Here is a 21699-nt window from a genome sequence, read left to right on the forward strand (position 1 = left end):
TCACAGCAAAAAATCGCAGATCGTGTCGATGGAGGAAGCCACTCCGGCCCCCGCTTCTTCGAGACACCGGGTTTTGTATTCGATGGTTCCCGTCTGGCCCCGGATGATGGCGCCGGCGTGGCCCAGAGTCCGCCCTGCCGGCGCGCTTCGTCCGGCCATGAAGAAAACCACCCGTTTTTTCATTCGGGCGACCTGTTTCGCCGCGCCAACCTCCGCTGTTCCTCCGATTTCACCGACCACCACCACGGCGTCGGTCTCGGGATCTTCCTCAAACATCTCCAGCAGCTCGCTCAGGGAGGTTCCCGTCACGGGATCGCCCCCCAGGCCCACAACGGTGCTCTGTCCGCAGCCCTTCTCCCCGAGGTACCCCGCCACTTCGTAGGCCAGAGTGCCGCTCCGGGAGATCAGGCCGACCCTGCCGGCCGTGAACATGTTCCCCGGCAGAATGCCCAGCTTGCCGATCCCCGGTGAGATAAGCCCCGCGCTGTTGGGGCCGATCAGGGTTGTTCCCCTTTCCCGGGCGAAGCATCTCATCTGAAGCGTATCGTGAACGGGAACGTGCTCAGGGACCGCCACGATCAGGTTCATACCGGCCGCCGCGCTCTCCAGAACGGCGTTTCGCAGCAGCGGCGCCGGAACGAAGAGCACCGTGGCGTTGGCCTGTCGCTCCGTCACCGCGTCGGCGACGCAGTCGTACACCGGCAGATCCCCAAATTCCTTCAGAACCTCTCCCCCGTGGCCGGGAGTCACCCCCGCCACGATTTTCGTCCCATATTCCAGCATCCACTCCGTCTGTTTTCGTCCGATGCGCCCCGTCGCGCCCTGAACGACAGCCCGGGTTTCCTTCGTCAGCAGTATGCTCATTTTCTGAAAGTCCCTTTCGGCTTAAACGTCCCTTCCGACGCCATTTTTTCCAGCAGCAGGTCCACGGCCTTTTCCGTATGGACGTTTTTGACCACGGGCAGCCCCGCGTCTTCCACGATTTTCCAGGCCGCCTCCTGCTGATTTCCCAAAATTTTGACGACCACGGGAATTTTTCCGGAGCATTCCTTCCATCCGGCCACGATGCCCTCCGCAGCGGCGACCATGGGATTGACCCCCCCGTAAAGGTTGATGATGAGGCCCTGCACGCGAGAATCGTTCATCAGAAGTTTCACGGAGTCCCGCATCAGGACGGCGTTGATGCCTCCGCCCGTTTCGAGGAAATTCGCGGCCGCGGCCCCTCTCGAAGCGAGGATGTCCATGGTGTTCATGGCCAGTCCCGCGCCGCTGGCGATGACCCCCACCGTTCCCTCCGTCAGGACGCAGGTCACGCCGATCTCGAAGGCCTGCCGCTCCATGGGGTTCGTCAGGGCGTCCTTCGCGCTTCCCATTTCGGGATGCCGGAACAGCGCGTTGTCATCGGCCTCCATTTTCGCGTCCGCGGCGACCACCGCGCCGTTTTTCAGAACCGCCAGGGGGTTGATTTCCGCCAGCATCAGGTCCTGAGAGAAGAAAAGCCGCCCCAGCCTCCAGGAGACGTCGGCCAGTTTCAGCAGAAGGGGCCCCTGAAAGCCCAGCTTCCGCCACACGCTTCGCACCTCGTATTCCTCGGGGGGCTTCAGCGGAGAAAAGGTCGTCCGGGAAATGGCCGCCGCGTCCTTTTCCGCAGCCGACTCAATGTCGACGCCTCCGGACCGGCTGACCAGCATATCCACCGCGCCCTCGTCGGCGTTCAGGCCAAAGCTGAGATACAATTCACTTTCAATGTCGAGTTTTTCTTCGACCAGAACTTTTTCCACAAGGCATCCCCGATGGGTTTTGCCGAAAATTTCCTTCGAAACTCGTTCCGCTTCTTCCGGAGATGAGGCGCTTCGAACCAGCCCCGCCCTGCCCCGGCCTCCGGCCGGGATCTGCGCCTTCAGGACGCAGTCCCCCGTCGCTTCTTCCGCGAGAAGGCGAACCTCCCCGGGGGAAGAAGCCACCTTTCCCTTCGGAAGAGGAATTCCCGTTTTCTCTAAAAGTCCCTTACCCTGAAATTCGTTCAGTTTCATCCTGCCGTCTCTCCGATCCGGGTTCACTTCACAAAACGTCAGATATTTAATTATGCAAAATTATGGTGTGATGATGATAAATTTACTCCTTCATCAGGGAGATGTCCAATAAATAAATTCCATAACAATTTTACCTGGAGCCTGGCAGGGCCTTGCAGGCTATACCCGTTACGGGTTTGCCGTCTTCCACGATGAGTTTTCCATCTACCCTGAAAGTGGGGCTCCAGTAGACCATATCCAGGTGCAGAGGCGCTTTGTTCACGCCGCCCTGACGGGTATTGTCTCCCACGGCAAAATGCCCCGTACCGTAACGCCCTTCGTCATAAATGATCTTGCCGCAAACCGGTGAGAAGGGATTCAGGCCTACGGCGATTTCCGCTATGGCGTAAACGTTGGGATCCTGCGCGTCCTCCAAAATGGTTCGAAGCTGGGTTGCTGACGTACCTCCCTCGATTTTGACGACCTTTCCCTTTTCAACGAAGAGCTTCACAGGGCTGTCGACCAGCCCGATTCCCATGGAGGCGCTGGCGTCGATGACGATGACGCCTTCACCCTCAGTCTCAATGGAGGGGACGTTGGCCTCAATATCCGGAAAGCCGCTTCTCATGCCAGGCTCGTGGCATATGCAGGTGTTGACGATGCCCCCCCGGCCTACAATGGAGGCTTTGAAATCCGTTCCTCCGGGGGAGGTGACGTGAATCTCCCGGCCCTCGTCGAAAAATTTGCCCAGTGCCTTCACCACAGGGCTGATAGCGACGAAGTCCGCCTCCACTCCATTTCGGATGAGAATCCACTCATCGCATTCGGTCAGACTGAAAAGGCGCGCGCCCTTGTTGCAGGCGTCCAAAGTGGCCTTCGTATGGAAAAGGGTACGAGTGGTGGGAGAAAGGATAACGTCAGCGGCCTGCATGGCGGCGGCTACAACCGCTGAGGGTTCTCCCCCTGTTTGAGGGACGGGCATCGTGATGATGTGAGCCGCAATATCCATTTCTCTGGCCGCCATGTACAGCGCCCTTGAAACGACCTCCGGAGACATCGTGTCCGTCACGATCAGCAGTTTCTCACCCTTCTTCATCCCCGCGCAAACCTCAAGCAGAACGCGCGCGCCTTTCATCATTTCCAGCATCAACATTCTCTGCACCTCCAAAGATTATTTCCCGTTATTTCATTGCAGCGATCAATCGACAGGGGTCCGCTTTATGCGGACAAACTGCGGAACATCGCCCGCATTCGACGCATTTCACGATTCCACTCCCTTCCAGAGCGGCTTCATGGCTGCCTCCGTTCCGGGGGTCGAACAGGATCTTCGCTATACGCGCAAAAAGAGCGGGGCCCCAAAAATTGTGAGGATGCCGTCTTTTCACAGGGCAAACAGCCTGGCAGCATCGGCAGTTTACACAACGGCCCGCCAGATACCGCAGTTCCAGCCGCCCGTCCAAAATCCGTGCTTCAGGGAGAGTGGTGCTCCCGGGGTGGAAATGGGGTAAAAAAGAAAATTCCCTCTCCGCAGAGTCTCTGCGCACGATTAAATCCTTTTCCGGCAGGAGATGAGCCAGCGGCGTCAGAGTCATGTTACGGGAGGCCTCCTGCTTACAGACGAGAGCGGGCTGACCGTCGACCATAACGCCACATAACCCGCAGCTGCCGTCCCGACAGCCCCAACGATAACTCAGGTCCCGGTCATATTTTTCACGCACCTGATGCAGCACATCCAGGACCTTTATGCCGGGAATATAATCAAAACTGTAGTCCTCGTAATGCGGCGCTCTGTCGATGGAGGGGACAAACCGCAGTATCGTCACGATACCCTTCATTTTCAGCACCCCGGCTCCATATACTTCAGTTCCACATCCCGGCAGTCCGTCATGATTTCCTGGTTCCGCAGTGAAACATAAAAATTCTTCAGGTAATTTTTGTTGTCCATTTCAGGCCAGTCGGTTCGGTTGTGGGCCCCCCGGGATTCTCGCCGACACAGAGCAGAAGCGGTCATGGCGAGCCCCACCAGAACCATATTGCGGTTTTCGAAGCTCTGAATCACGTGAAGAGGAGAGTCCTTCACCTCCAGCCGCATGGGCAGATCCTGAAGCTTTTTCAGCGCAGTCAGTGCTTCGGTCAAACTTTCCTCCCTGCGCAAAATTCCGGTCTTTTCCCACATGATTTTCCGCACCTGGCGTCGGTATTCTTCAACATCCACCCCCTCTTTTCTTTTTTGGAGAACTGAAATGTGGTTTTCAATACCCTGGCAACAGGAAGGAGGCAGAGAAAACGCCATTTTTTGTTGTTTCAGCGCGTGTTGCGCCGCGTTGCGTCCGGCTGTAAAACCGGAGACAAGAGCCTCGGTAAGAGCGTTTTGGCTCAGGCGGTTTGCGCCGTGAACTCCGCCGCAAACCTCACCCGCTCCATATAATCCCGGAAGCGGTGTTCCCCAGTTTTCGTCCACGGCGACGCCACCCATCGTAAAATGCACGGTAGGAGCCACTTCAAGCATCTCCCTGTGAGGGTCGAAGCCGATGGATTTGTAGGTTTCGAGAAGATCCGGCATTTCCCGTTCCATGACCTCAGGGGTCAGATGCTGAAAACCCGCAAATACGCCTCCCGATGGGGAGCCCCGTCCTTCCTGAATCTCCTGCATGATGGCGGCAATCAGAGTATCGCGGGTAGCCATCTCGATTTTTTCGGGATTCCAGCGCTCCATAAAGCGTTCACCCTTCGCGTTGAACAGGCGGACACAATTGATATAAGCGGCTTCCGCGCCCTTAATGGAGGGCGGGGACAAAAAGCCCAGAGGATACACCTGAACAAATTCCATATCCATCAGGCTCAGCCCCAGCCGTAAGGCCAAAGCCAGACCGTCGCCGGTGAGATCCGGCGGATTGTCCGAGTTTTCGTAAAGATACCCAGCGCCCCCGGTGGCCAGAACCAGAGACGCGCATTCAAACAGCAGAGGCTCCAGAGTATCCATGTCGAGCCCCAGGACGCCCCGTACACCGTTTTGATCCTTAAGAATTTCGAGAATGAAGACATTTTCGTAAATGGGAACCTGCCGTTTTATCAGCTCCCCTGTCAGCGTCCCGCAAAGTTCCCGTCCGATGTGATTCCCCAGATAGAGGGAACGGGGATAACTGTGACCTCCATCCGTCCGGAGCGCATAGGAGGTTCCGTTTTCCGTGCGCTGAAACAGAGCTCCCATTCGTTCCATTTTCTCTGCAGCTTCTGCTGCCCCTTCCACCATCGCTTTGACCAAATCCTGTTTGTTCAGATACTGTCCGCCTGCAAGAGTATCTCGAAAATGGCACTCTTTACTGTCGTTCGGAGATTTCCAGGCCTCCCCCACCGCCGCGAAGGACCCTGGAGCCATGATGGTCGCACCGGTATGAGGGGTGTAACCCTTGTTGACGACCGCCACCCTTGCGCCCTCTTCCGCTGCGGCCGAGGCGGAGGCCAATCCTGCTCCGCCACTGCCGATCACCGCCACGTCATACAAAAATCGTTTCATGAGGGTTCAGATTCCCAGATAAGCCTGCACAATGTCCTCATGCCGAAGGTCCTCGACTTTACCGGATGTGGTAATGTCTCCCACGTCCAGAAAATAGGCCCGTTCGGCGACTTCAAAGGCCATCAGCGCGTTTTGTTCCACCAGAAAAATGGTGGTTCCCAGTTTCGCGATTTCTGAAATTTTTAAGTACAGATCATGAATAATAATAGGCGCCAGCCCCATGGATGGCTCGTCCATGATCAACAGCCGGGGTTCAGCCATTAAGGCTCTTCCCACCGCCAGCATCTGCTGTTCTCCTCCGCTGAGGGTCCCCGCAATCTGCCTGCGGCGTTCATAAAGCTTGGGGAAAAGGCTGTAAACTTTGTCGTACAAATCTTTTTGCTTATGCTTTCCAATGTTGCTGTAAGCCCCCAGCTCCAGATTTTCCGCCACGCTCATTTCTCCAAATACGTGTCTTCCCTGGGGAACGTGGATTATTTTTTTCCGGAGGACGATGTTTTCCGGAGCCCAGTGGGTGATCTCTTCGCCGTCGAAGAAAATTTTTCCCTGAGCCGCTCTCACAAGGCCACTGATGGTACGCATGAAAGTCGTTTTCCCAGCGCCGTTGGGCCCCAGAAGCGCTACGATTTCATTTTCGTTGACGCAGACAGAAACTCCGTTCAACGCTCGACTTTTCCCATAAAAAACGCTTAATCCGAATACATCAAGCAACACGCTCATGCGATCCCCTCCTGCAATCCCCCTGCACCGGCGGGCGAACGGGAAGCAGCCCCGATATAAGCGGCAATAACTTTGGGATCCTTCATGACTTCGGCCGGCGCTCCATTCGCGATCAGTTTTCCATAGTCAAGAACAATAATGCGGTCTGAAATATTAGAAACGAGCTTGATGTCATGTTCTATGAGCATCACAGAAACGCCGCTGTCCACGACCTTGCGGATCATTTTGCTCATTTCCTCTTTTTCGATCTGGTTGAGGCCGGCTGCCGGTTCGTCGAGCAAAAGAATTTCCGGATCCAAAGCGAGGCTTCGCGCGATTTCAAGGTGTTTTTGGAAACCGTAGGGAAGGTTGATGCAAAGTTCGTCTTCCAGCCCGTCGAAGCCCCCTACAAAAGCGAGAAGGCGTCTCGCGTCCTCACAATTTTTTGTCCAGGGGCGCAGCAGTTCCCTCACTCTGCCAGAAAATTCGAACTGCAGATGTCTGCGATGGGTGGCCACACAAACGCTTTCCATCACGGTCAGGCTGTCGTAAATGCCCAGATTCTGGAAGGTACGAACCATCCCCAGGCGTGCGATGCTGTGAGGATACAAACCGGTGATATCTTTTTCCTTCAGCCAGACCTTCCCGCTGTCAGGCCTGTAGATGCCGGAAATGACGTTGAAGAGCGTCGTTTTGCCGGCGCCGTTGGGCCCTACCACAGACAGAAGTTCTCCCTTTTTCAGCTCGATGCCCACTTCGCTGAGCGCGGAAATTCCGCCGAAATCTATCCCCAGATTCTCGGTTCGAAGAACGGACTGCTCTTTGTCCGCGGTTCGTCGGGGATCGCCGGAGGATACCACGAAGGTACCCTGAACTCCGGAAACGCCTTTTTCCCGGTCCTTTTTCCCGGAAAGCCCTCGAATGCAGTTTTCCAGAAAACCGCCCACTCCCTTGGGGCAGAAAATCACAAACAGGAGGACCATAAGCGCGTAGACAATGACCTGGTATTCACCAAAGGCCCGCAGATATTCAAAAGCCACCGACAAAACCGGAGTCATCAGCAAAATACCCGTGAAACTGTGAATTCCTCCGACCACCAGCATCTGCACAAAGGAAAAGGAAACCCCCGAAGTGAAGGCGTCAGGATGGATCATGCCGTAATAGCCGGCATAAAAAATTCCCCCAATACCAGCCAGAAGAGAATTGAGGAATACCGCAAGAACCTTGATGCGAAAGGTATTAATGCCTATGGCTTCGGAAACGATTCCGTTCGACCCCGAAGCTTTCAGCGCCAGCCCCAGGTTGGATCGAAGCAAAAGATAGACAAGTACGATGCAGGTCAGACCGACGCCCAGGATAAAAAGATAAATCTGGGGCAGAGTTGTCAGAGGAAAGGCAAAGGGCCGCATTTTCGGAATTTCTCTTATGCCCATCCCGCCTCCGGTAATACTTTGCCAGTTTTGGATGATAATTCTCGTGATTTCGCCGAACCCGAGAGTCACCATCGAAAAATAAATCCCTGAAACCTTCATGGTGGGGAAGCCCAGAATCACGGTGGTCAGAAACGCGATAAGCACAACCGCCGCCACAGACAGCCAGAAGGGCATTCCCGCCCGAGCCGTGATGCTGTAACCATAGGCTCCAAGGGCCCAAAAACTGGCCTGAGCCAAATTCATCTGTCCTGAAAGCCCCGTCATCAGAAAGAGCCCCAGAACCAGCAACAAATTCATCACGGAAATAATTCCAACATGATAAATATAGTGTTGGTCGAAGATAAAGGGCAGGGCCATCAGGCAGAGCAGAACGACGATGAAAACAGAGGATGAGATTTTTTTATCTTTTATGTTTGTCATGATGTTCGTCCTGTTAAAGTTTTTCGCTCGCTTTTTTGGCGAACAGCCCCGTGGGGCGAATCAGAAGCACGGCGATCAGAACGATGAAAGCGACCGTATTTCTATACCCTGCTCCCACGAAAGCGGCTCCAAAACTTTCCAGAACGCCCAGAAGCAACCCCCCGCAAATCGCTCCCGGCACGCTGTAAATTCCCCCCAGAATGGCGGAAGAGAACCCTTTCAGTCCCAGGATCTGCCCATGAGCAAAATACGCAAAAATAATGGGAGATACCAGAATCCCCGCAACTGCCCCAAGGACATAGGCAAGAGTGAAGGTGGCCTGAATGCTGCGGCGAACGTTGATCCCCATCAGAGCCGCGGCTTCCTTGTCCAGAGCCACCGCACGCATCGCCTTGCCGGCCCTGGTTTTGTAGAGAAACAGCTGAAGCAAAAAAACGATAAGCGCTGCGATACAGAGAATCCACAGGTTAATGGAGGGAAAGATAATACTTCCTGCCTGTATAACGGACCTGCCGATAGGCAGAGAAAAGAAACGCGGTTCTCCGGTCCATATGATTTTCGCGGTATTTTCAAGAAGAACGCCCACAGCCAGAGTGGCCACAAGAACGTTCATTTTTTCATAGTTTACGTTTCGAAGTTTCAGGGAGCTTTTGAAGGTCGGTTCGTGCACCATTTTATGGATAACAACGGAAATAAGAGCTGAAACGCAGCAGGCAAAGGTCAGTACAGCCATAAGTGTAAGAAGAGGCGGAAAATTTTTAGGAAGCAGGGTTAAAGCGGTTATTCCCAGAAAACCGCTGAACATTACGGCAGGTCCCTGAGCGAAATTGAGAAGTCCCATGGTTTTCCATATCATGGAATATCCCACGGCAATCAGAGAATAGACAGCCCCTATTGCAAGGCCTCCTATCAGATATTGCATAAAAATCGGCAATGGCATTTATTCCACCTCGCTTTAAGGTCTTTTATTCAATCTGCCACAAACAGAAATAAGGGGCAAAAGCAAACCTGTTATTTAATACCAATTTGAAGTCAAAGGCCTAAAGTTAGAATAGCTAAAAGCAATGACATTCAAACATTAGCTTCTTTATTGATACTTAATTGAAAGCAAATTGGTATAAATCACCGGCTCGTTTTGCCCCTTTGCCGCAGATTATTTACACTGTTACTGAACCTGTACAGCACTGGTGCGCCAGACGCCGTCCTGAACCTGGAAAATGTAAATGGTAAGAACGCCCTGTCCGTTGGACAGGAAGTGGTTCCCCTTCTGACCAAAGGCATCCCACTGTACGGTCTTCAGGGCATCTGCTACGGCCGCGTTGTCTTTGGTTCCCACTTTTTCCCAGGCTTTTGCCAGCGCGACAATGGCCTGATAGGTGTTTGTGGAGTGGTGAGAGGGGTCCATATTGTATTCCTTGCGATAGCGTTCCACGTATTCCACGGCTTCCGGTTCCTTCATGGTGGCGACAAAGGGTCCCACACCGTAAACGTTGTCCGTATCGCCGGGGGCCAGCTCAATATAACGAGGAACGGCGATGCCGGTCATGATAATCTGGAACTTATCGGAACTCAAACCCAGCTGTCGGCTCTGGCGGGTGATGAAAGAGGCCTCAGGAAGATTCGCGAAAAGTCCCAACCCCTCGGCGCCGGCCTGCTTTATCTCCAGAAGCTGGGGGGTGAAATCCAGATCGCCCACGTTAAAACTCTGGATGGTAACGGGTTTAACGCCCAAATCTTCGAGAGCCTTTACAAAATAGTCCCTGCAGCCCATGCCGAAATCGGAGGTGTCGCTCAGAACTCCAATTTTCTTCAATCCCAGTTTTTCCACAAAGAAGCGGGCGGCCCGAGTGGCTGCAATTTCGTCGCTCTGATGGAGGCGGAAGAAATATTTATTGTCCGGGCCCGTCAGCTTGGGATTGGAGCCGGAAGTCGTTATGGTGGGGACGTGCTGAGCCTCGGCAATTTCCTTGCATACAAAAGCCAGGGTGCTATTCGCTCCGCCGATAATGGCGTTGACCTTGTGCTGAGAGATCATACGGATCAGAACGGAAGAAGCCTGAGCCGGATTTCCGGCATCGTCTTCCACCACCAGTTCCAGCTTGCGACCCTGAATGCCTCCCGCCTTGTTGATATCATCCGCTGCATCCTGAGCTCCGTTGCGCATGTGAATCCCGTACGCCGCAGCTCCTCCCGAAAGCGAAACACACAGGCCCACTCGAATCGGTTCCTGCTCTGCCGCATAAGCTCCGCTCGCACATGACAACGCCAAAATACACAATCCCAAAATAATTTTTTTCATCATTGCTCTTACCTCATTTCTCATTAAGAATGTGGTTTTAATTCAGAATTCGCTTCAACATTTTTTGCGCTTTTTTTACTCCTTGCGGCACCTCCTTCAAAATCGTCCTGTTGAGTTATTTTTCCAGAGACAGGAGACAGGTTTTCATGCGTTCCAGCCCCGGCTGCATCAAGTCGCAGGAAATTGTGTAGGCGAGGCGTACGTGATATTCTCCCCCTTCACCGAAAGCAGAACCGGGGACGGTGGCCACATGTGCTTTTTCAATCAGAAAATGTGCGAAGTCGAGAGAAGTCATACCATATTTTTCAATGGAAGGGAAAACAAAAAACGAACCTTCCGGTCTGGGGCAGCTCAGCCCCATTTCGTCCATATACTTCATGACCATCTTTCTGCGGCGATCGAACTCCTGTCGGATGTCCTCTACGCAATCCTGAGAGGCTTCAAGGGCATGAGCCGCCGCAATCTGTACAAAGGTATTGGCGCAGGACACGAGATGCTGATGCATTTTTGTAATACCTTCAATCAGGCTCCGGGGCGCCGCGATATAGCCGATCCTCCAGCCGTCCATGGCATACGTCTTGGAAAAACTGGCGACGATAACCGTCCTTTCCTTCATTCCGTCCAGACTGGCAATATTGAAGGCCTTGTTTCCCTCATACACAAAGCTGCTGTAAATGTTGTCGTATAAAACCGTGATGTCGTGTTTGGCACAAATTTGCGCAATATTCTCCAAAACAGGGCGTTTCCATATTTTCCCCGTAGGGTTATGAGGGCTGGTCAGAATCAGCACCCTGCTTTTGGGCGTGATAATTTTTTTCAGTCGTTCAATGTCCACCTCAAATTCCTTTCCCGTGAGGGGGAGAGAAACGAGAGTTCCTCCGCACAGGGAAGTCCACCCTTTGTAGTACGGGTACATCGGGGATGCAACAATGACTTCGTCCCCCGGATTCACGAGGCTGGCCAGTACGGCGTAACCCCCCTCACCGCCGCCCATTGTGGCTATAATTTCGTCCGGAGAATAGTACACACCATCGTCTGCTTTGAGGCGGTGAGACACAGCCTCGCGAAAAACCTTCTCTCCGCTGGTAGGGGAATAATGGACTTTCCCCTGTTCCATCGCGTCAATCGCCGCTTTTTTGATGTGAGCAGGAGTGTCGAAATCGGGCCTTCCTATTGTCAGGTTGCAGATGTCGATCCCCTGCGAGATCAAATCCTGTGCAATCGTCGCTATTCTCCGTATAGGAGAACTTTCCAGAAGACATACTCTGGAAGCAATTCTATTTTCTGACATATTATTCACTTCTTTCTGACTTTAAAAATTATAAACATATATAAACGGTTTTTCAAGTGCTTAACTATATTTTTATCATGTATAAATAACTTTTTAATATAGATTAAGCGAGACTGATGAAATTTTTATAACATCAATTTATTTAATTATGCAAAATTATGGTGTGATGATGATAAATTTACTCCTTCATCAGGGAGATGTCCAATAAATAAATTCCATAACAATTATTAGAAAAACTAATATATCGTTTAGATTGGTGGTGCAACCTTCCGATGGGAAAATTTCGAGGGGAAAAAGATAAGACTTCATACCAATTTGAAATAAAAGGCCTAAAGTTAGAATAGCTAAAAGCAGTGATATTCAAACATTAGCTTCTTCATTAACGCTCGGTTGAAAGCAAATTGGTATCAGGTCTTCACTTCGACTTCAAACTGGCATGAAAACAGGCCCGCGGACGCTGCTGCTGCCGTCCGCGGGCCCTCGCGTTTTCGGTTTTATGTCCGTTACGGCGCTACGCCTCAGGGTTCAGCTTTCGCAGCAGGTTTTTGCAGAAATGTATCTCCATGCGCTCTTTGGCCTGACGTTCACCGTAGCGCTCCCACAGCGGTTCGGTCAGTTCCATCTCGATGGGAACGTTGTCGGAAACGAAGGCGGCGTCCACAGAGCGCGAGTCCTTGGAGGCCGAGGTTTTCAGGATTTCCGCGGCGACACCGGAGAAATTCTGCAGTCCCCGCTCCACCGAGCAGGCCCCTTCCTCCCCCAGATGGTCCAGAGCGGCCTGCAGCAGGTGGAAGTAAAGCTTGATGCTCAAAATTCCGAATCCGCGCTTGCCGTTGGCGTTTTCGGGCTCGATTTCAGGGGGAATCCAGGCGGGGTCGTATTCCTCGAAGCACTGAGGCCGCAGCTCCTCCGGCAGGTTTTCCGGACGAAGCACCACGTTGAACGCGCAGTACTCGTCGCCCTCCTGCGTCAGCGTTTTCGCCAGGTTGACGTAAGTGTAGTCGTAGGCGTAGGCGCTGTAACAGGCGGGATGGAACTCCTCGCAGTAAATTCGTCCAACTTCCCTCTGACCCTGAGCTTTCCAGGCGTCGGCCATGGGACAGACCAGGGTGTGGGACACCCGCTCCTGAGGGTTGAGCTCCTGAAGCTCCCGACGGAAGCGAGGGTCGCCGGGAAGGTCGTGGGACAGGGTAAAGAGGTTCTGCATGTTGATCTTTGCTCCCCATGCCAGATGTTTTTCCCTTGTGGCCAGGGCCCGATCGATGCCGAAGCGGCGGGTGGCGTCCCGAAGGGCCTTTTCGCCCGTCTCTCCGTGGTCGTCCAGAAGCTGCCGCCCAATGCAGCCGTAAAGCAGAGTGTAACAGTCCCCCAGGTTCATCACGCATCGTTCTTCGTAAGTGTACATCTTTCGTCCTCCCCTGCGTCAGCGCCGCAGCAGTTCCGTCTTCAGCGCGTTCAGCAGGTTGATCTGCATGAGCCGCGGAGCGTCCGGGTCGACGCAGTCCAGCCAGCGCGGATCCTGCGAGACGTCCGGAGCGATGGGAAAATTCAGCCTCAGGAAGGCCTCGTCGCAGACCTCCCGGGTATGGGCGGCGTGAAGCTTCATGAGCGGCGTCACTTCTCCCGCCAGACGGCGAAGCCCCAGCGCCACGGCACAGACCCCCTCGTCGCCGTGCCGCTCTCTGGCCGCCTCCAAAAGACAGCCGTACATTTTGATGAACTGCAGCCCGATCCCCTCCGCAAAGGTCGCGTCCTTCAGCGGGGGAGCCGAAGGGCCGGTCTCCTCGCCGGGGAAGGGGAAACTCTCGCGGCGCTGTTCTCCGTCGAGGTTGGCCGCCCGCAGGTACGCGGAAAAACGGCAGTGGTTGTCCCGACGGCAGGTCAGGAAAGTGGATTGGTTCATCTGGCCCCTGCCGCCGGTGTAGCCGGTTACCAGTCCGCGCTGGAACTCTTCACAGTACCAAAGGCCGATTTCGCCGGCCCCCGCCCTGTTCCAGAGGTCGGCCATGGGGCAGGTGCGCACCTCCCAGAGACAGACCTCTTCGGAGTCCGCCAGAACCTCCTCGTACATACGGGGATCGGTCCGATACTCCAACCCCACGCCGTAAAGGCTGCGGAGGTTGGTCTTCACGCCGGCGGCGACGTGTTTCTTCCGGAGGGAGCTTCCCATATCCCGCCCCATGCGGCGTATCGCCTCCCGCACGGTTCCGGCCGCGGAACGTCCGCAGCATTCGGCGAGGCTCCCCGCCAGGTGCAGATAAAGCAAAGACAGGCAGTCCTGCTGGTTTTGATCCTTGATTTCCGTGATATTGTACATTGTGGCGGCCTCCGATTTCAGGCGTCCCGCAAAAAGCAGGACACAAGGTGTCCGGGCGTGATTTCCTTAAGCTCCGGCTCGGCGCTGCGGCATTTTTCGACGACTGAGGGACATCGGCCGGCGAAGCGGCAGGCGGCGGGCGGGTCGATGGGAGAAGTGATCTCGCCCTTCATGATGATGCGTTTCCTGCGGTCGCGCAGGCTTGGAACCGGAATCGCCGAGAGGAGCGCCTCGGTGTAGGGATGGAGAGGATTCGTGAAAAGCTCCTCGGAGGACGCCTTTTCGATGATCCGGCCCAGGTACATGACCGCGATTTCGTCGGAAAAATGGTACACCACCGACAGATCGTGGGTGATGAACAAATAAGTCAGGTTCATTTGTTTTCGTATGGTTTTCATCAGGTTCAGAATTTGAGCCTGAATCGAAACGTCAAGGGCGGAGACGGGTTCGTCGCAGACGATAAACTTCGGCGTGAGGGCGAGGGCTCGGGCGATTCCCACCCTCTGCCGCCGCCCGCCGTCCAGTTCGTGAGGATAGGCGCTGGTCAGCCGCCGGGAGAGCCCCACCACGTTCATGAGCTCCTGCACCTTCTCCGAGAGGGCCCGGCCCCGCAGCACTCCGTTGACCGTGAGAGGCTCGGCGATGATCTGCGCGACGCTCATCCGCGGGTCGAGGGAAGAAAAGGGATCCTGAAAAATGATCTGGAGGTCCCGGCGTTTTTTCCGCATTTCGTCCAGGGAAAGGGTGAGGATATTCTGTCCCTCGAAGAGCACTTCGCCGTCGGTGGGCTCCGTCAGGCGCAGCAGAGCCCGTCCAGTGGTGGACTTTCCGCAGCCCGACTCCCCAACGAGCCCCAGAGTTCCGCCGCGCCGAATCTCGAAGGAGACGTCGTCCACGGCGTGAAGTTTCCCTCTGGGGGTGTCGAAATATTTTTTTAAATGGCGGACCTGCAGCAGGCTTTCCGCATCGTTCTCCGGTTTCACGCCGGACATCGTCGCGTCATCGGCCATGGGATAACAGCAGCCTTTCTGAAATAGTGTTTTCGTCGTACAGGTGACAGGCCGCGAAGTGCTCCTCCGTCCTGTATACCGGCCCGGGCTTTTCCGTTTTGCAGATTTCGAGAGCATAGTCGCACCTCGGGCGGAAGACGCAGCCTTTGGGCAGCCGGCTGGGGTCGGGCATGTCGCCCCGAATGGGCTTCAGCATCTCCGACCGGTTTTTCAGGTTGGGCAGGGAGTTGAAAAGCCCCTCGGTGTAGGGATGCCGGCAGTTTTCAAAAATGTCCTCCAGCGTTCCGTACTCCACGACGCGGCCTCCGTAGATCACCGCCACGGCGTCGCAGATGTCGGCCACGATCCCCAGGTCGTGGGTGATCATCAGCATGGAGGTGTCGTTGCGCGCCCGCAGATCCTTCATGAGCTCCAGCACCTGAGCCTGGATCGTCACGTCCAGCGCCGTTGTGGGCTCGTCCGCGATCAAAAGCTGCGGAGTGCAGGCCAGAGCGATGGCGATCACGACACGCTGCTTCATCCCGCCGGAGAACTGGTGGGGAAACTCCGAGCCGCGTTCCGGCGCGATTCCCACCCGTTCCAGCATGAAGCGGGCCTTTTCGACGGCCGCGTGCGTGTCAGTTTTTTCGTGGAACGAGATCACCTCGGCGATTTGACGCTCCACCGACATGACCGGATTCAGCGACGTCATGGGATCCTGAAAGATCATGGAAATTCTGGAGCCCCGAATGGACTGCATCTCTTTGTCCGAGAGCTTCGTAAGGTCCAGACCGTCGAAAACGATCCGGCCTGAGACGAGGACCCCCGGCGGGCTGGGCACGAGCTGCAGAATCGAGAGCCCCGTGGTGGTTTTGCCCGCGCCGGTCTCCCCCACCAGCCCCAAGGTCTGCCCCTTCCGAATCGAAAAATTCACCCCGTTCAGGGCGCGCACCGTTTCTCCGGGAGTCCGGTACTCCACGGTCAGACCTTCCACGTCCAAAATGACCGGGGCCGCGGTTTTGCGTTCAGGCACCGTTCTCGTCTCCCTTCATTTCAGCCGGGGATCCAGCGTGTCCCGCAGTCCGTCGCCCAGCAGGTTCAGGGCGAGGATCGTGATCATGATGGCCAGCCCGGGGAAAAACGTGAGATAGCTGGAATCGCGGATGTAGGTTCTGCCCGACGAGAGCAGGCTCCCCCACTCCGGGTAAGGCTGCTGAACGCCCAGCCCCAGAAAGCTCAGGGCCGCGATGGAGGTGATGGTTGCGGCTATGCGCAGCGTGGTCTGCACGATGATCGGCGCAAGACAGTTGGGCAGAACGTGCCTCATGATGATGTGGAAGTCCTTCGCTCCCGTCGCCCGGGCCGCCTCGATGAACTCGATGTCCCTCACCGTCAGCACGGCGCCCCGAACCACACGGGCGAAGGACGGGATGAGCGAAATCGAGAGCGCGATCGTCAGGTTGATCGTTTTGGGCCCCAGCGCGGCGACGATGACCATCGCGAAGAGGATCATGGGCATCGCCAGAAGGATGTCCATGATGCGCATGATGATGTGGTCCATGCGCCCGCCGTAGTAGCCGGATGCCGCTCCGGTGGCGCCTCCGCAGATGAGCCCCAGCAGCACCGCCAGAAAACTGATGGACAGGGAAATCCGCGTTCCATAAACGACACGCGCCAACAGGTCCCGGCCAAACTCGTCGGTTCCCAGGGGATGCGCGGCCGACGGCCACTGAAGCCGGTTTTTGATGTTCTGCTGAACGACGTCCGTCTGGTAATCGTAAAAACAGGGGCCGAACAGGGCGACCAGAACCAGAAGCGTCAAAATGACGAGCCCCAGAACCGACGCCCTGTTCCTGAAAAAACGTCCCCAAAATTCCGCCAGCGGACCGGGCCGCCGGATCGGTTCGTCCTCAGACTCCTCCAGTTCCGGAGAGAGGTTTTCGTTCAATTCCATCGTCTTCATCCTTTTCCTCAATGGTACATCGAACGGATGCGGGGATCCACAAAACCGTACAGCAGATCCACAGCCAGGTTGACGACCGAGATTGAGACGGTGAAGACGACGATGCAACCCAGCACCATCGGCGTGTCACGTCCCGCGATCGCCTGAACCATGAGCCGCCCCACGCCGGGCCAGGCGAAAACGGTCTCCGCCAGCACCGCGCCCCCCAGCAGGTTGCCCACCTGAAGTCCGATCACCGTTATCGTTGGGATCAGAGCGTTTTTGAAGGCGTGATCCCGAATGACCCTCGACCAGGGCAATCCCTTGCTCCGGGCGGTGCGGATGTAGTCCTGCCGAATCGTCTCCAGCATGGAAGATCGGGTCGTGCGGGCCGTCAGAGCCATATTCATCACCCCGAGGGCGACGGCCGGCAGGACGATGCTGTTCCACTTCGACGCGCCGGCCACGGGGAACCAGCCCAGTTTAAGGGAAAAAACGAGGATCAGCAGCAGCGCCAGCCAGAACATCGGGATAGAAACCCCCACCAGCGCAGCGATCATACTGATGTTGTCCACGAGGGTGTTCTGACGGACCGCCGCCACGATCCCCAGAGGAATCGCCAGTATAATTGAAAAAATCATGGAAACCAGGGCCAGCCGGATCGTGTGGGGAAATCGGGAGAGAATTTCCTGAGCCACCGGTTCCTTTGTTCGGTAGGAGAGCCCGAAGTTTCCCCGCGCCAGGTTCCCCATATACTTTACGTACTGCACCAGCAGGGGTTTGTCGAGCCCCAGCTCCGCCCGCAGCGCGGCCACCTGCTCCGGCGTCGCCATGTCTCCCAGCAGCATGCGCGTCGGATCCCCCGGGGCGACGTTCAGAATCATAAACACGATGAACGTCACCCCAAGGAGCACCGGCAGCAGAGAGACGACGCGTTTTGTGACGTACCTGAACACGTTGGTCCCCTGAAGCGTAAGACGAAGCTGACTTACTTCGCCCAGCGGACTTCGTTGAAGTTGATGTACCCCGTCGCGCTGGGAACCACGCCCTCCAGATCCTTGTTATAAGCGCGGAAGATAATGTCCTGATAGAGCGAGGGCTGCGGGCTCAGACCGTTCAGCAGCTCCACCGTGGATTCCACCAGAGCGAGGCGCTCCGCCTCGTCCAGGGTGCTCTCGATTTTCTCCACCCGGGCGTCGATTTCCTTATCGTTCAGCGAGCCGGGATTGGAGGCTCTCCGGCGGGAGTGATACCGCTGGATGTAGGTGACGATGTTGGACGGCGACCAGGACACGATGGCGCTCTCGTAGTCGCCCTTGCCGGTTTTATCCAGGTAGCTCGCCAGGTCCATGGTGACGATGTCGACCTTTATCCCGAGTTTGGACAGGTTCTCCTGAATAACCGTCGCCACGCGCACTTTCGTCTCGTTGGAGCAGATAATGGGCACCGTCACTTTGGACGGGTCGCCGCCCCAGTCTTTGAGGTGAGCCTTCGCCTTTTCCGGGTCGTAGCCGACGGAATTTTTGTCGGTGAAGCCCTTGAACCCCTTCGGCACCGCCGCGCTGTTGGGCGTTCCAAAACCGTTGAGCGCCGCGGCCACGATGGCCTCCCGGTCGATGCCGGCGCTGAGGGCCTGCCGGAAGTTCACGTCGTCATAGGGCTTGACGTCCTTGTTGAGGCTCAGGAACCAGTTGACGACGCTGGTGACCTCGGTGACCTTCACATCCGGGTTGTCCTTCAGGCGAGGGATGTCCGTCGTCTCCACCTCGTAGATGAAGTCCACTTCTCCGGCCTCCAGCGCGATCGTCCGCGACGTCCCCTCGGGGATGAAGCGCCAGATCACCTTATCGATGGAGGGCATCAGTTTTTTATCGAAATATTTGTCGTTCTTCACAAATTCCAGAGAGTCTCCCCGGGACCACTTCACGAACTTGTAGGGACCGGTTCCGATCGGGTTCGTGTTGAAGTTGTTTTTGGAGTCGATCAGTTTTTTGGGGACGATGAAGTTGAAGTGATAGCCCAGGTCGTAGAGCAGCCCCGCGTAGAGGCCGTTCGTGGTGATTTTGACGGTGAGGGGATCCAGCTCCTCCACCTTCGCGATTTTTCCGGTGTAGTTCACCGACGAGGGAAACGTCTTCGCCCACAGCAGCGAGGCCACCACGTCGGATGCCGTCAGCGCCTGGCCGTCGTGGAACAGAACGCCCTCCTTGAGTTTGAACGTCCACTCGGTTCCGCTGACGGTGTAGCTCGCGGCAAGGTCCGGCACGGGCTCCAGCGTATCCTGCGTGATGCGGATCAGTCCGTTGTAGGTCAGAAGGTTCATGAAAACGCTGGCCAGCGAGTCGTGCTCAACGGTGGTCAGAGACGGCGGCTCGTTTTCCGTGGCGATGACCAGAGAATCCCTCGCGGCCTCAGCCCCCTGCGGGGCGGACAAAAAGAACGCGGGAACGAGAATCGCTACCAGTACCCATCGAAACCATTTTTGCATTGCACTCCATTCTCCTTTTCGTTTTTATATTTTTTTTAAAACTAAAACTTCAAAACTATTCAAAACTAAATTTTCAGTGCTGAGAGCTCTCCGATTTCCTCTCACAATCTCTTTTCACAATCTGTTGCCGAGCCTCAACCCCCTTCCGGCCCGCGCGCCGACAAACTCTCCGCGGTCCACGGAAACGCGCCCGTTGACCAGAACCCATTCCACGCCCCGCGGCTTTTGGGCCGGGCTTTCCCAGGTCGCCGAGTCCTCAATCGTCTTCGGGTCGAAGATCGTCACGTCGGCGGCGAAGCCTTCCTTCAGGACGCCGCGTCCCTCCAAGCCGAAGGTTTCCGCCGGCAGCCCCGTCATTCTGTAAATGCCCTCCTCCAGGCTCATCAGGCCCTCGTCCAGCACAAAGCGCCGAAGAAAGCGGGGAAACGCGCCGTAATTGCGGGGATGGGGCCTGCCGCAGGCCGTCGGCCCGGCGTAGTGGCGCGCGAAGGCGTCCGACCCCACCATGCAGCGCTTGTTCCTGAGAAAGGTTCGCACGTCGTCCTCGGACATGGAGTGGCAGATCATCCCGGCGCGTCCCTCTGTTTCCCGCAGAACCAGGGCCAGCGCGTCATAAGGTTCTTTTCCGCGGGTTTCTTCGGTGATTTGAGCGAGGCTCTTTCCCTCGTATCGGGCCAGCCCCGTGGAGCTGACGACGATTCTTTCCGCCCCGCAGGAGAGAAGAATGTTGTCCCAGGAGTCATCTCCGAGGTCGGCGAGAATCCTGTCCCTTTGATCAAGGAGAATCGCGCAGCCGTCGCCCAGCCCGTGAGAGAGAACCCAAGGCGGCAGCAGGGTTTTCAGAGACATGGACGCGGCCGCGTAGGGATACACGTCGAAGGAAACCGGAACTCCCGAAGCGTTGGCGCGCTCAATCAGGTCGAGGCAACGGTCCGCCGTCCCGTGGTTCTTCGCACCCGTCACCTTCAGGTGGGAGACGTGGCCCCGACAGCCGCTCCCCTTCGCGATTTCCACCACCTCCGCGATGGAGTCCAAAACCCGATCTCCCTCGTTGCGCATGTGCGAGTTGTAGACGCCGCCAAAGGGCCTCAGGACGCCGCACAGCTCCGTCAGCTCCTCCGTCGGAGCGAACATGCTGGGGACGTAGGTCAATCCGGAGGAAAGCCCCAGCGCGCCCTCTTCCATACTCCGGCGCAGCATTTCCTTCATGAGGTCCCTTTCGCCGGGGAGCGCCTTTTTATCCTCGTACCCGCAGGCGTGGATTCTCAGGTTCGCGTTTCCCGCGAAAAGAGCCGCATTGGTCGAGTTTCCCCGCGCGTCGAAGGCCGCCAGGTATTCTCCGAAGGACTGAGGTTCGATGGCTACCCGCGTCATGCCCGGCACGGCGTTTTCGTTGCGCCGGCGGTATTCGTCGAGATGTCCGCTGCCCGTGGGCACGGCGCTGGACCCGCAGAGCCCGCAGACGTCGGTGGTCACGCCCTGCATCACCTTCGCCTCGGCGTCGGGGTAATAAAGAGCATGGGCGTCCGTGTGACAATGCGCATCGATAAAGCCAGGGCAGACGATTTTCCCCCCGGCGTCGATTCTCCGCTCCGCCGAGGCGTCTTTCAGATCGTCCACAGCCCGAATCGCGTTTCCGGCGATACCCAGATCGCTTCGGCGCGGCCGTCCTCCGGTTCCGTCCACAATCGTGCCTTTTTCGACGATGATGTCGAAATTCTCGGCCATGACCGTTAATCCCCCTGCCTTTCGACTGAATGTCATACCCGTTTTAATTGATCAAAAATGAATACGAATCCGCAACGCTGCCGTTGGTTTGACGGCTGAGATTCGGGTTCAGTATATCATAGAGGTTTAATAAGATTATTTCCCGCTGTGAGGACAACTCTGCCCGGGCCGAACTTATGGAGAGAGTGTGATATATGTCCGTTTTCTTTTGAGTTTTTCCAAAATATTCGCGTGATATAATGGTTTCGCGGAGGTTTGCGTTTTAATGAAGATGTTGAAACACACGTTAATGAATGACATACTGTTCAAGATGTTGTTTGTGCAGTATCCTGAGTTGCTTAGAGTGTTGGCCGCTGTGCTTCTCGACATAAAGCACGAAAGCATAACGGAGTTTACCGTAACCAACCCGGAAATACCGCCGGAATCGCTCGGAGAAAAGTTCTGTCGGCTCGACGTCAATATGATTGTGGACGGTCAGCGGGTTGATCTGGAAGTGCAGACAGGCGACGAGGGTGATTACCCGGAGCGTTCCTTATATTACTGGGCTCGGGATTTCTCGTCGGC

19 protein-coding genes are annotated in these 21699 nt (G+C 55.9%); 1 reads left to right on the top strand and 18 read right to left on the bottom strand.

The features are described 5' to 3' along the window. The 18 genes from sucD to LBR61_11590 all read right to left on the bottom strand — a co-directional run bounded on the left by sucD (window position 1) and on the right by LBR61_11590 (window position 21135). Window positions 1-864 (bottom strand): succinate--CoA ligase subunit alpha, encoded by an 864-nt coding sequence (sucD, locus tag LBR61_11505; protein MDR1732708.1) that lies wholly within the window; start codon window positions 862-864, stop codon window positions 1-3. Continuing rightward, window positions 861-2033, bottom strand: a complete 1173-nt coding sequence (locus tag LBR61_11510) for a succinate--CoA ligase subunit beta (protein ID MDR1732709.1) — start codon at window positions 2031-2033, stop codon at window positions 861-863. The genes sucD and LBR61_11510 overlap by 4 nt, the downstream gene beginning before the upstream one ends. Window positions 2034-2163: 130 nt before the next feature. Continuing rightward, window positions 2164-3165, bottom strand: coding sequence for an aminopeptidase (locus tag LBR61_11515; GenBank protein MDR1732710.1), 1002 nt, complete (start codon window positions 3163-3165; stop codon window positions 2164-2166). A gap of 28 nt (window positions 3166-3193) precedes the next feature. Then, window positions 3194-3847, bottom strand: a complete 654-nt coding sequence (locus tag LBR61_11520; GenBank protein ID MDR1732711.1) for a 4Fe-4S dicluster domain-containing protein — start codon at window positions 3845-3847, stop codon at window positions 3194-3196. A 2-nt stretch (window positions 3848-3849) separates the two neighbouring features. Beyond that, window positions 3850-5529: an FAD-binding protein gene (locus tag LBR61_11525; GenBank protein MDR1732712.1), complete on the bottom strand. Its 1680-nt coding sequence runs from the start codon at window positions 5527-5529 to the stop codon at window positions 3850-3852. Between the two features lie 6 nt (window positions 5530-5535). Continuing rightward, complete coding sequence (locus LBR61_11530) at window positions 5536-6192, bottom strand: ABC transporter ATP-binding protein (GenBank protein MDR1732713.1); 657 nt, start codon at window positions 6190-6192, stop codon at window positions 5536-5538. Between the two features lie 53 nt (window positions 6193-6245). Beyond that, complete coding sequence (locus LBR61_11535; protein MDR1732714.1) at window positions 6246-8081, bottom strand: branched-chain amino acid ABC transporter ATP-binding protein/permease; 1836 nt, start codon at window positions 8079-8081, stop codon at window positions 6246-6248. A 13-nt stretch (window positions 8082-8094) separates the two neighbouring features. Continuing rightward, window positions 8095-9021, bottom strand: coding sequence for a branched-chain amino acid ABC transporter permease (locus LBR61_11540; protein ID MDR1732715.1), 927 nt, complete (start codon window positions 9019-9021; stop codon window positions 8095-8097). 225 nt (window positions 9022-9246) lie between these two features. Further along, window positions 9247-10383, bottom strand: coding sequence for an ABC transporter substrate-binding protein (locus tag LBR61_11545; GenBank protein MDR1732716.1), 1137 nt, complete (start codon window positions 10381-10383; stop codon window positions 9247-9249). A 112-nt stretch (window positions 10384-10495) separates the two neighbouring features. Beyond that, on the bottom strand, window positions 10496-11671 hold the full coding sequence (locus LBR61_11550) for a pyridoxal phosphate-dependent aminotransferase (GenBank protein ID MDR1732717.1): 1176 nt from the start codon (window positions 11669-11671) through the stop codon (window positions 10496-10498). 511 nt (window positions 11672-12182) lie between these two features. Beyond that, complete coding sequence (locus LBR61_11555; GenBank protein ID MDR1732718.1) at window positions 12183-13076, bottom strand: L-2-amino-thiazoline-4-carboxylic acid hydrolase; 894 nt, start codon at window positions 13074-13076, stop codon at window positions 12183-12185. An 18-nt stretch (window positions 13077-13094) separates the two neighbouring features. Further along, a complete protein-coding gene (locus LBR61_11560) occupies window positions 13095-13988 on the bottom strand; it encodes an L-2-amino-thiazoline-4-carboxylic acid hydrolase (GenBank protein ID MDR1732719.1) in 894 nt (297 codons plus the stop codon). Window positions 13989-14005: 17 nt separating this feature from the next. Next, window positions 14006-14998, bottom strand: a complete 993-nt coding sequence (locus LBR61_11565; protein MDR1732720.1) for an ABC transporter ATP-binding protein — start codon at window positions 14996-14998, stop codon at window positions 14006-14008. After that, window positions 14988-16010: an ABC transporter ATP-binding protein gene (locus LBR61_11570; protein ID MDR1732721.1), complete on the bottom strand. Its 1023-nt coding sequence runs from the start codon at window positions 16008-16010 to the stop codon at window positions 14988-14990. The genes LBR61_11565 and LBR61_11570 overlap by 11 nt, the downstream gene beginning before the upstream one ends. A 15-nt stretch (window positions 16011-16025) precedes the next feature. After that, entirely contained in the window at window positions 16026-16931 is a 906-nt protein-coding gene (locus tag LBR61_11575; GenBank protein MDR1732722.1) for an ABC transporter permease, read from the bottom strand. Window positions 16932-16948: 17 nt separating this feature from the next. Beyond that, window positions 16949-17875 (bottom strand): ABC transporter permease, encoded by a 927-nt coding sequence (locus LBR61_11580; GenBank protein MDR1732723.1) that lies wholly within the window; start codon window positions 17873-17875, stop codon window positions 16949-16951. A 32-nt stretch (window positions 17876-17907) separates the two neighbouring features. Then, entirely contained in the window at window positions 17908-19407 is a 1500-nt protein-coding gene (locus LBR61_11585) for an ABC transporter substrate-binding protein (protein ID MDR1732724.1), read from the bottom strand. Window positions 19408-19521: 114 nt separating this feature from the next. Further along, window positions 19522-21135, bottom strand: coding sequence for a D-aminoacylase (locus LBR61_11590; protein ID MDR1732725.1), 1614 nt, complete (start codon window positions 21133-21135; stop codon window positions 19522-19524). A 265-nt stretch (window positions 21136-21400) separates the two neighbouring features. On the opposite strand from LBR61_11590, the gene LBR61_11595 reads away from it, so the two are divergent. After that, the coding region (locus LBR61_11595) for an Rpn family recombination-promoting nuclease/putative transposase (GenBank protein ID MDR1732726.1) at window positions 21401-21699 on the top strand (299 nt) is incomplete at its 3' end.

Source organism: Synergistaceae bacterium (genome assembly GCA_031272035.1).
Classification (GTDB): Bacteria; Synergistota; Synergistia; order Synergistales; family Aminobacteriaceae; genus JAISSA01.

What these genes read in the sequence shown, in the direction of transcription:
- LBR61_11565 (MDR1732720.1), bottom strand. Translation starts at nt 14,998, where the DNA reads ATGGCCGATGACGCGACGATGTCCGGCGTGAAACCGGAGAACGATGCG.
- sucD (MDR1732708.1), bottom strand. Translation starts at nt 864, where the DNA reads ATGAGCATACTGCTGACGAAGGAAACCCGGGCTGTCGTTCAGGGCGCG.
- LBR61_11560 (MDR1732719.1), bottom strand. Translation starts at nt 13,988, where the DNA reads ATGTACAATATCACGGAAATCAAGGATCAAAACCAGCAGGACTGCCTG.
- LBR61_11545 (MDR1732716.1), bottom strand. Translation starts at nt 10,383, where the DNA reads ATGATGAAAAAAATTATTTTGGGATTGTGTATTTTGGCGTTGTCATGT.
- LBR61_11575 (MDR1732722.1), bottom strand. Translation starts at nt 16,931, where the DNA reads ATGGAATTGAACGAAAACCTCTCTCCGGAACTGGAGGAGTCTGAGGAC.
- LBR61_11515 (MDR1732710.1), bottom strand. Translation starts at nt 3,165, where the DNA reads ATGTTGATGCTGGAAATGATGAAAGGCGCGCGCGTTCTGCTTGAGGTT.
- LBR61_11555 (MDR1732718.1), bottom strand. Translation starts at nt 13,076, where the DNA reads ATGTACACTTACGAAGAACGATGCGTGATGAACCTGGGGGACTGTTAC.
- LBR61_11520 (MDR1732711.1), bottom strand. Translation starts at nt 3,847, where the DNA reads ATGAAGGGTATCGTGACGATACTGCGGTTTGTCCCCTCCATCGACAGA.
- LBR61_11590 (MDR1732725.1), bottom strand. Translation starts at nt 21,135, where the DNA reads ATGGCCGAGAATTTCGACATCATCGTCGAAAAAGGCACGATTGTGGAC.
- LBR61_11510 (MDR1732709.1), bottom strand. Translation starts at nt 2,033, where the DNA reads ATGAAACTGAACGAATTTCAGGGTAAGGGACTTTTAGAGAAAACGGGA.
- LBR61_11535 (MDR1732714.1), bottom strand. Translation starts at nt 8,081, where the DNA reads ATGACAAACATAAAAGATAAAAAAATCTCATCCTCTGTTTTCATCGTC.
- LBR61_11540 (MDR1732715.1), bottom strand. Translation starts at nt 9,021, where the DNA reads ATGCCATTGCCGATTTTTATGCAATATCTGATAGGAGGCCTTGCAATA.
- LBR61_11550 (MDR1732717.1), bottom strand. Translation starts at nt 11,671, where the DNA reads ATGTCAGAAAATAGAATTGCTTCCAGAGTATGTCTTCTGGAAAGTTCT.
- LBR61_11585 (MDR1732724.1), bottom strand. Translation starts at nt 19,407, where the DNA reads ATGCAAAAATGGTTTCGATGGGTACTGGTAGCGATTCTCGTTCCCGCG.
- LBR61_11525 (MDR1732712.1), bottom strand. Translation starts at nt 5,529, where the DNA reads ATGAAACGATTTTTGTATGACGTGGCGGTGATCGGCAGTGGCGGAGCA.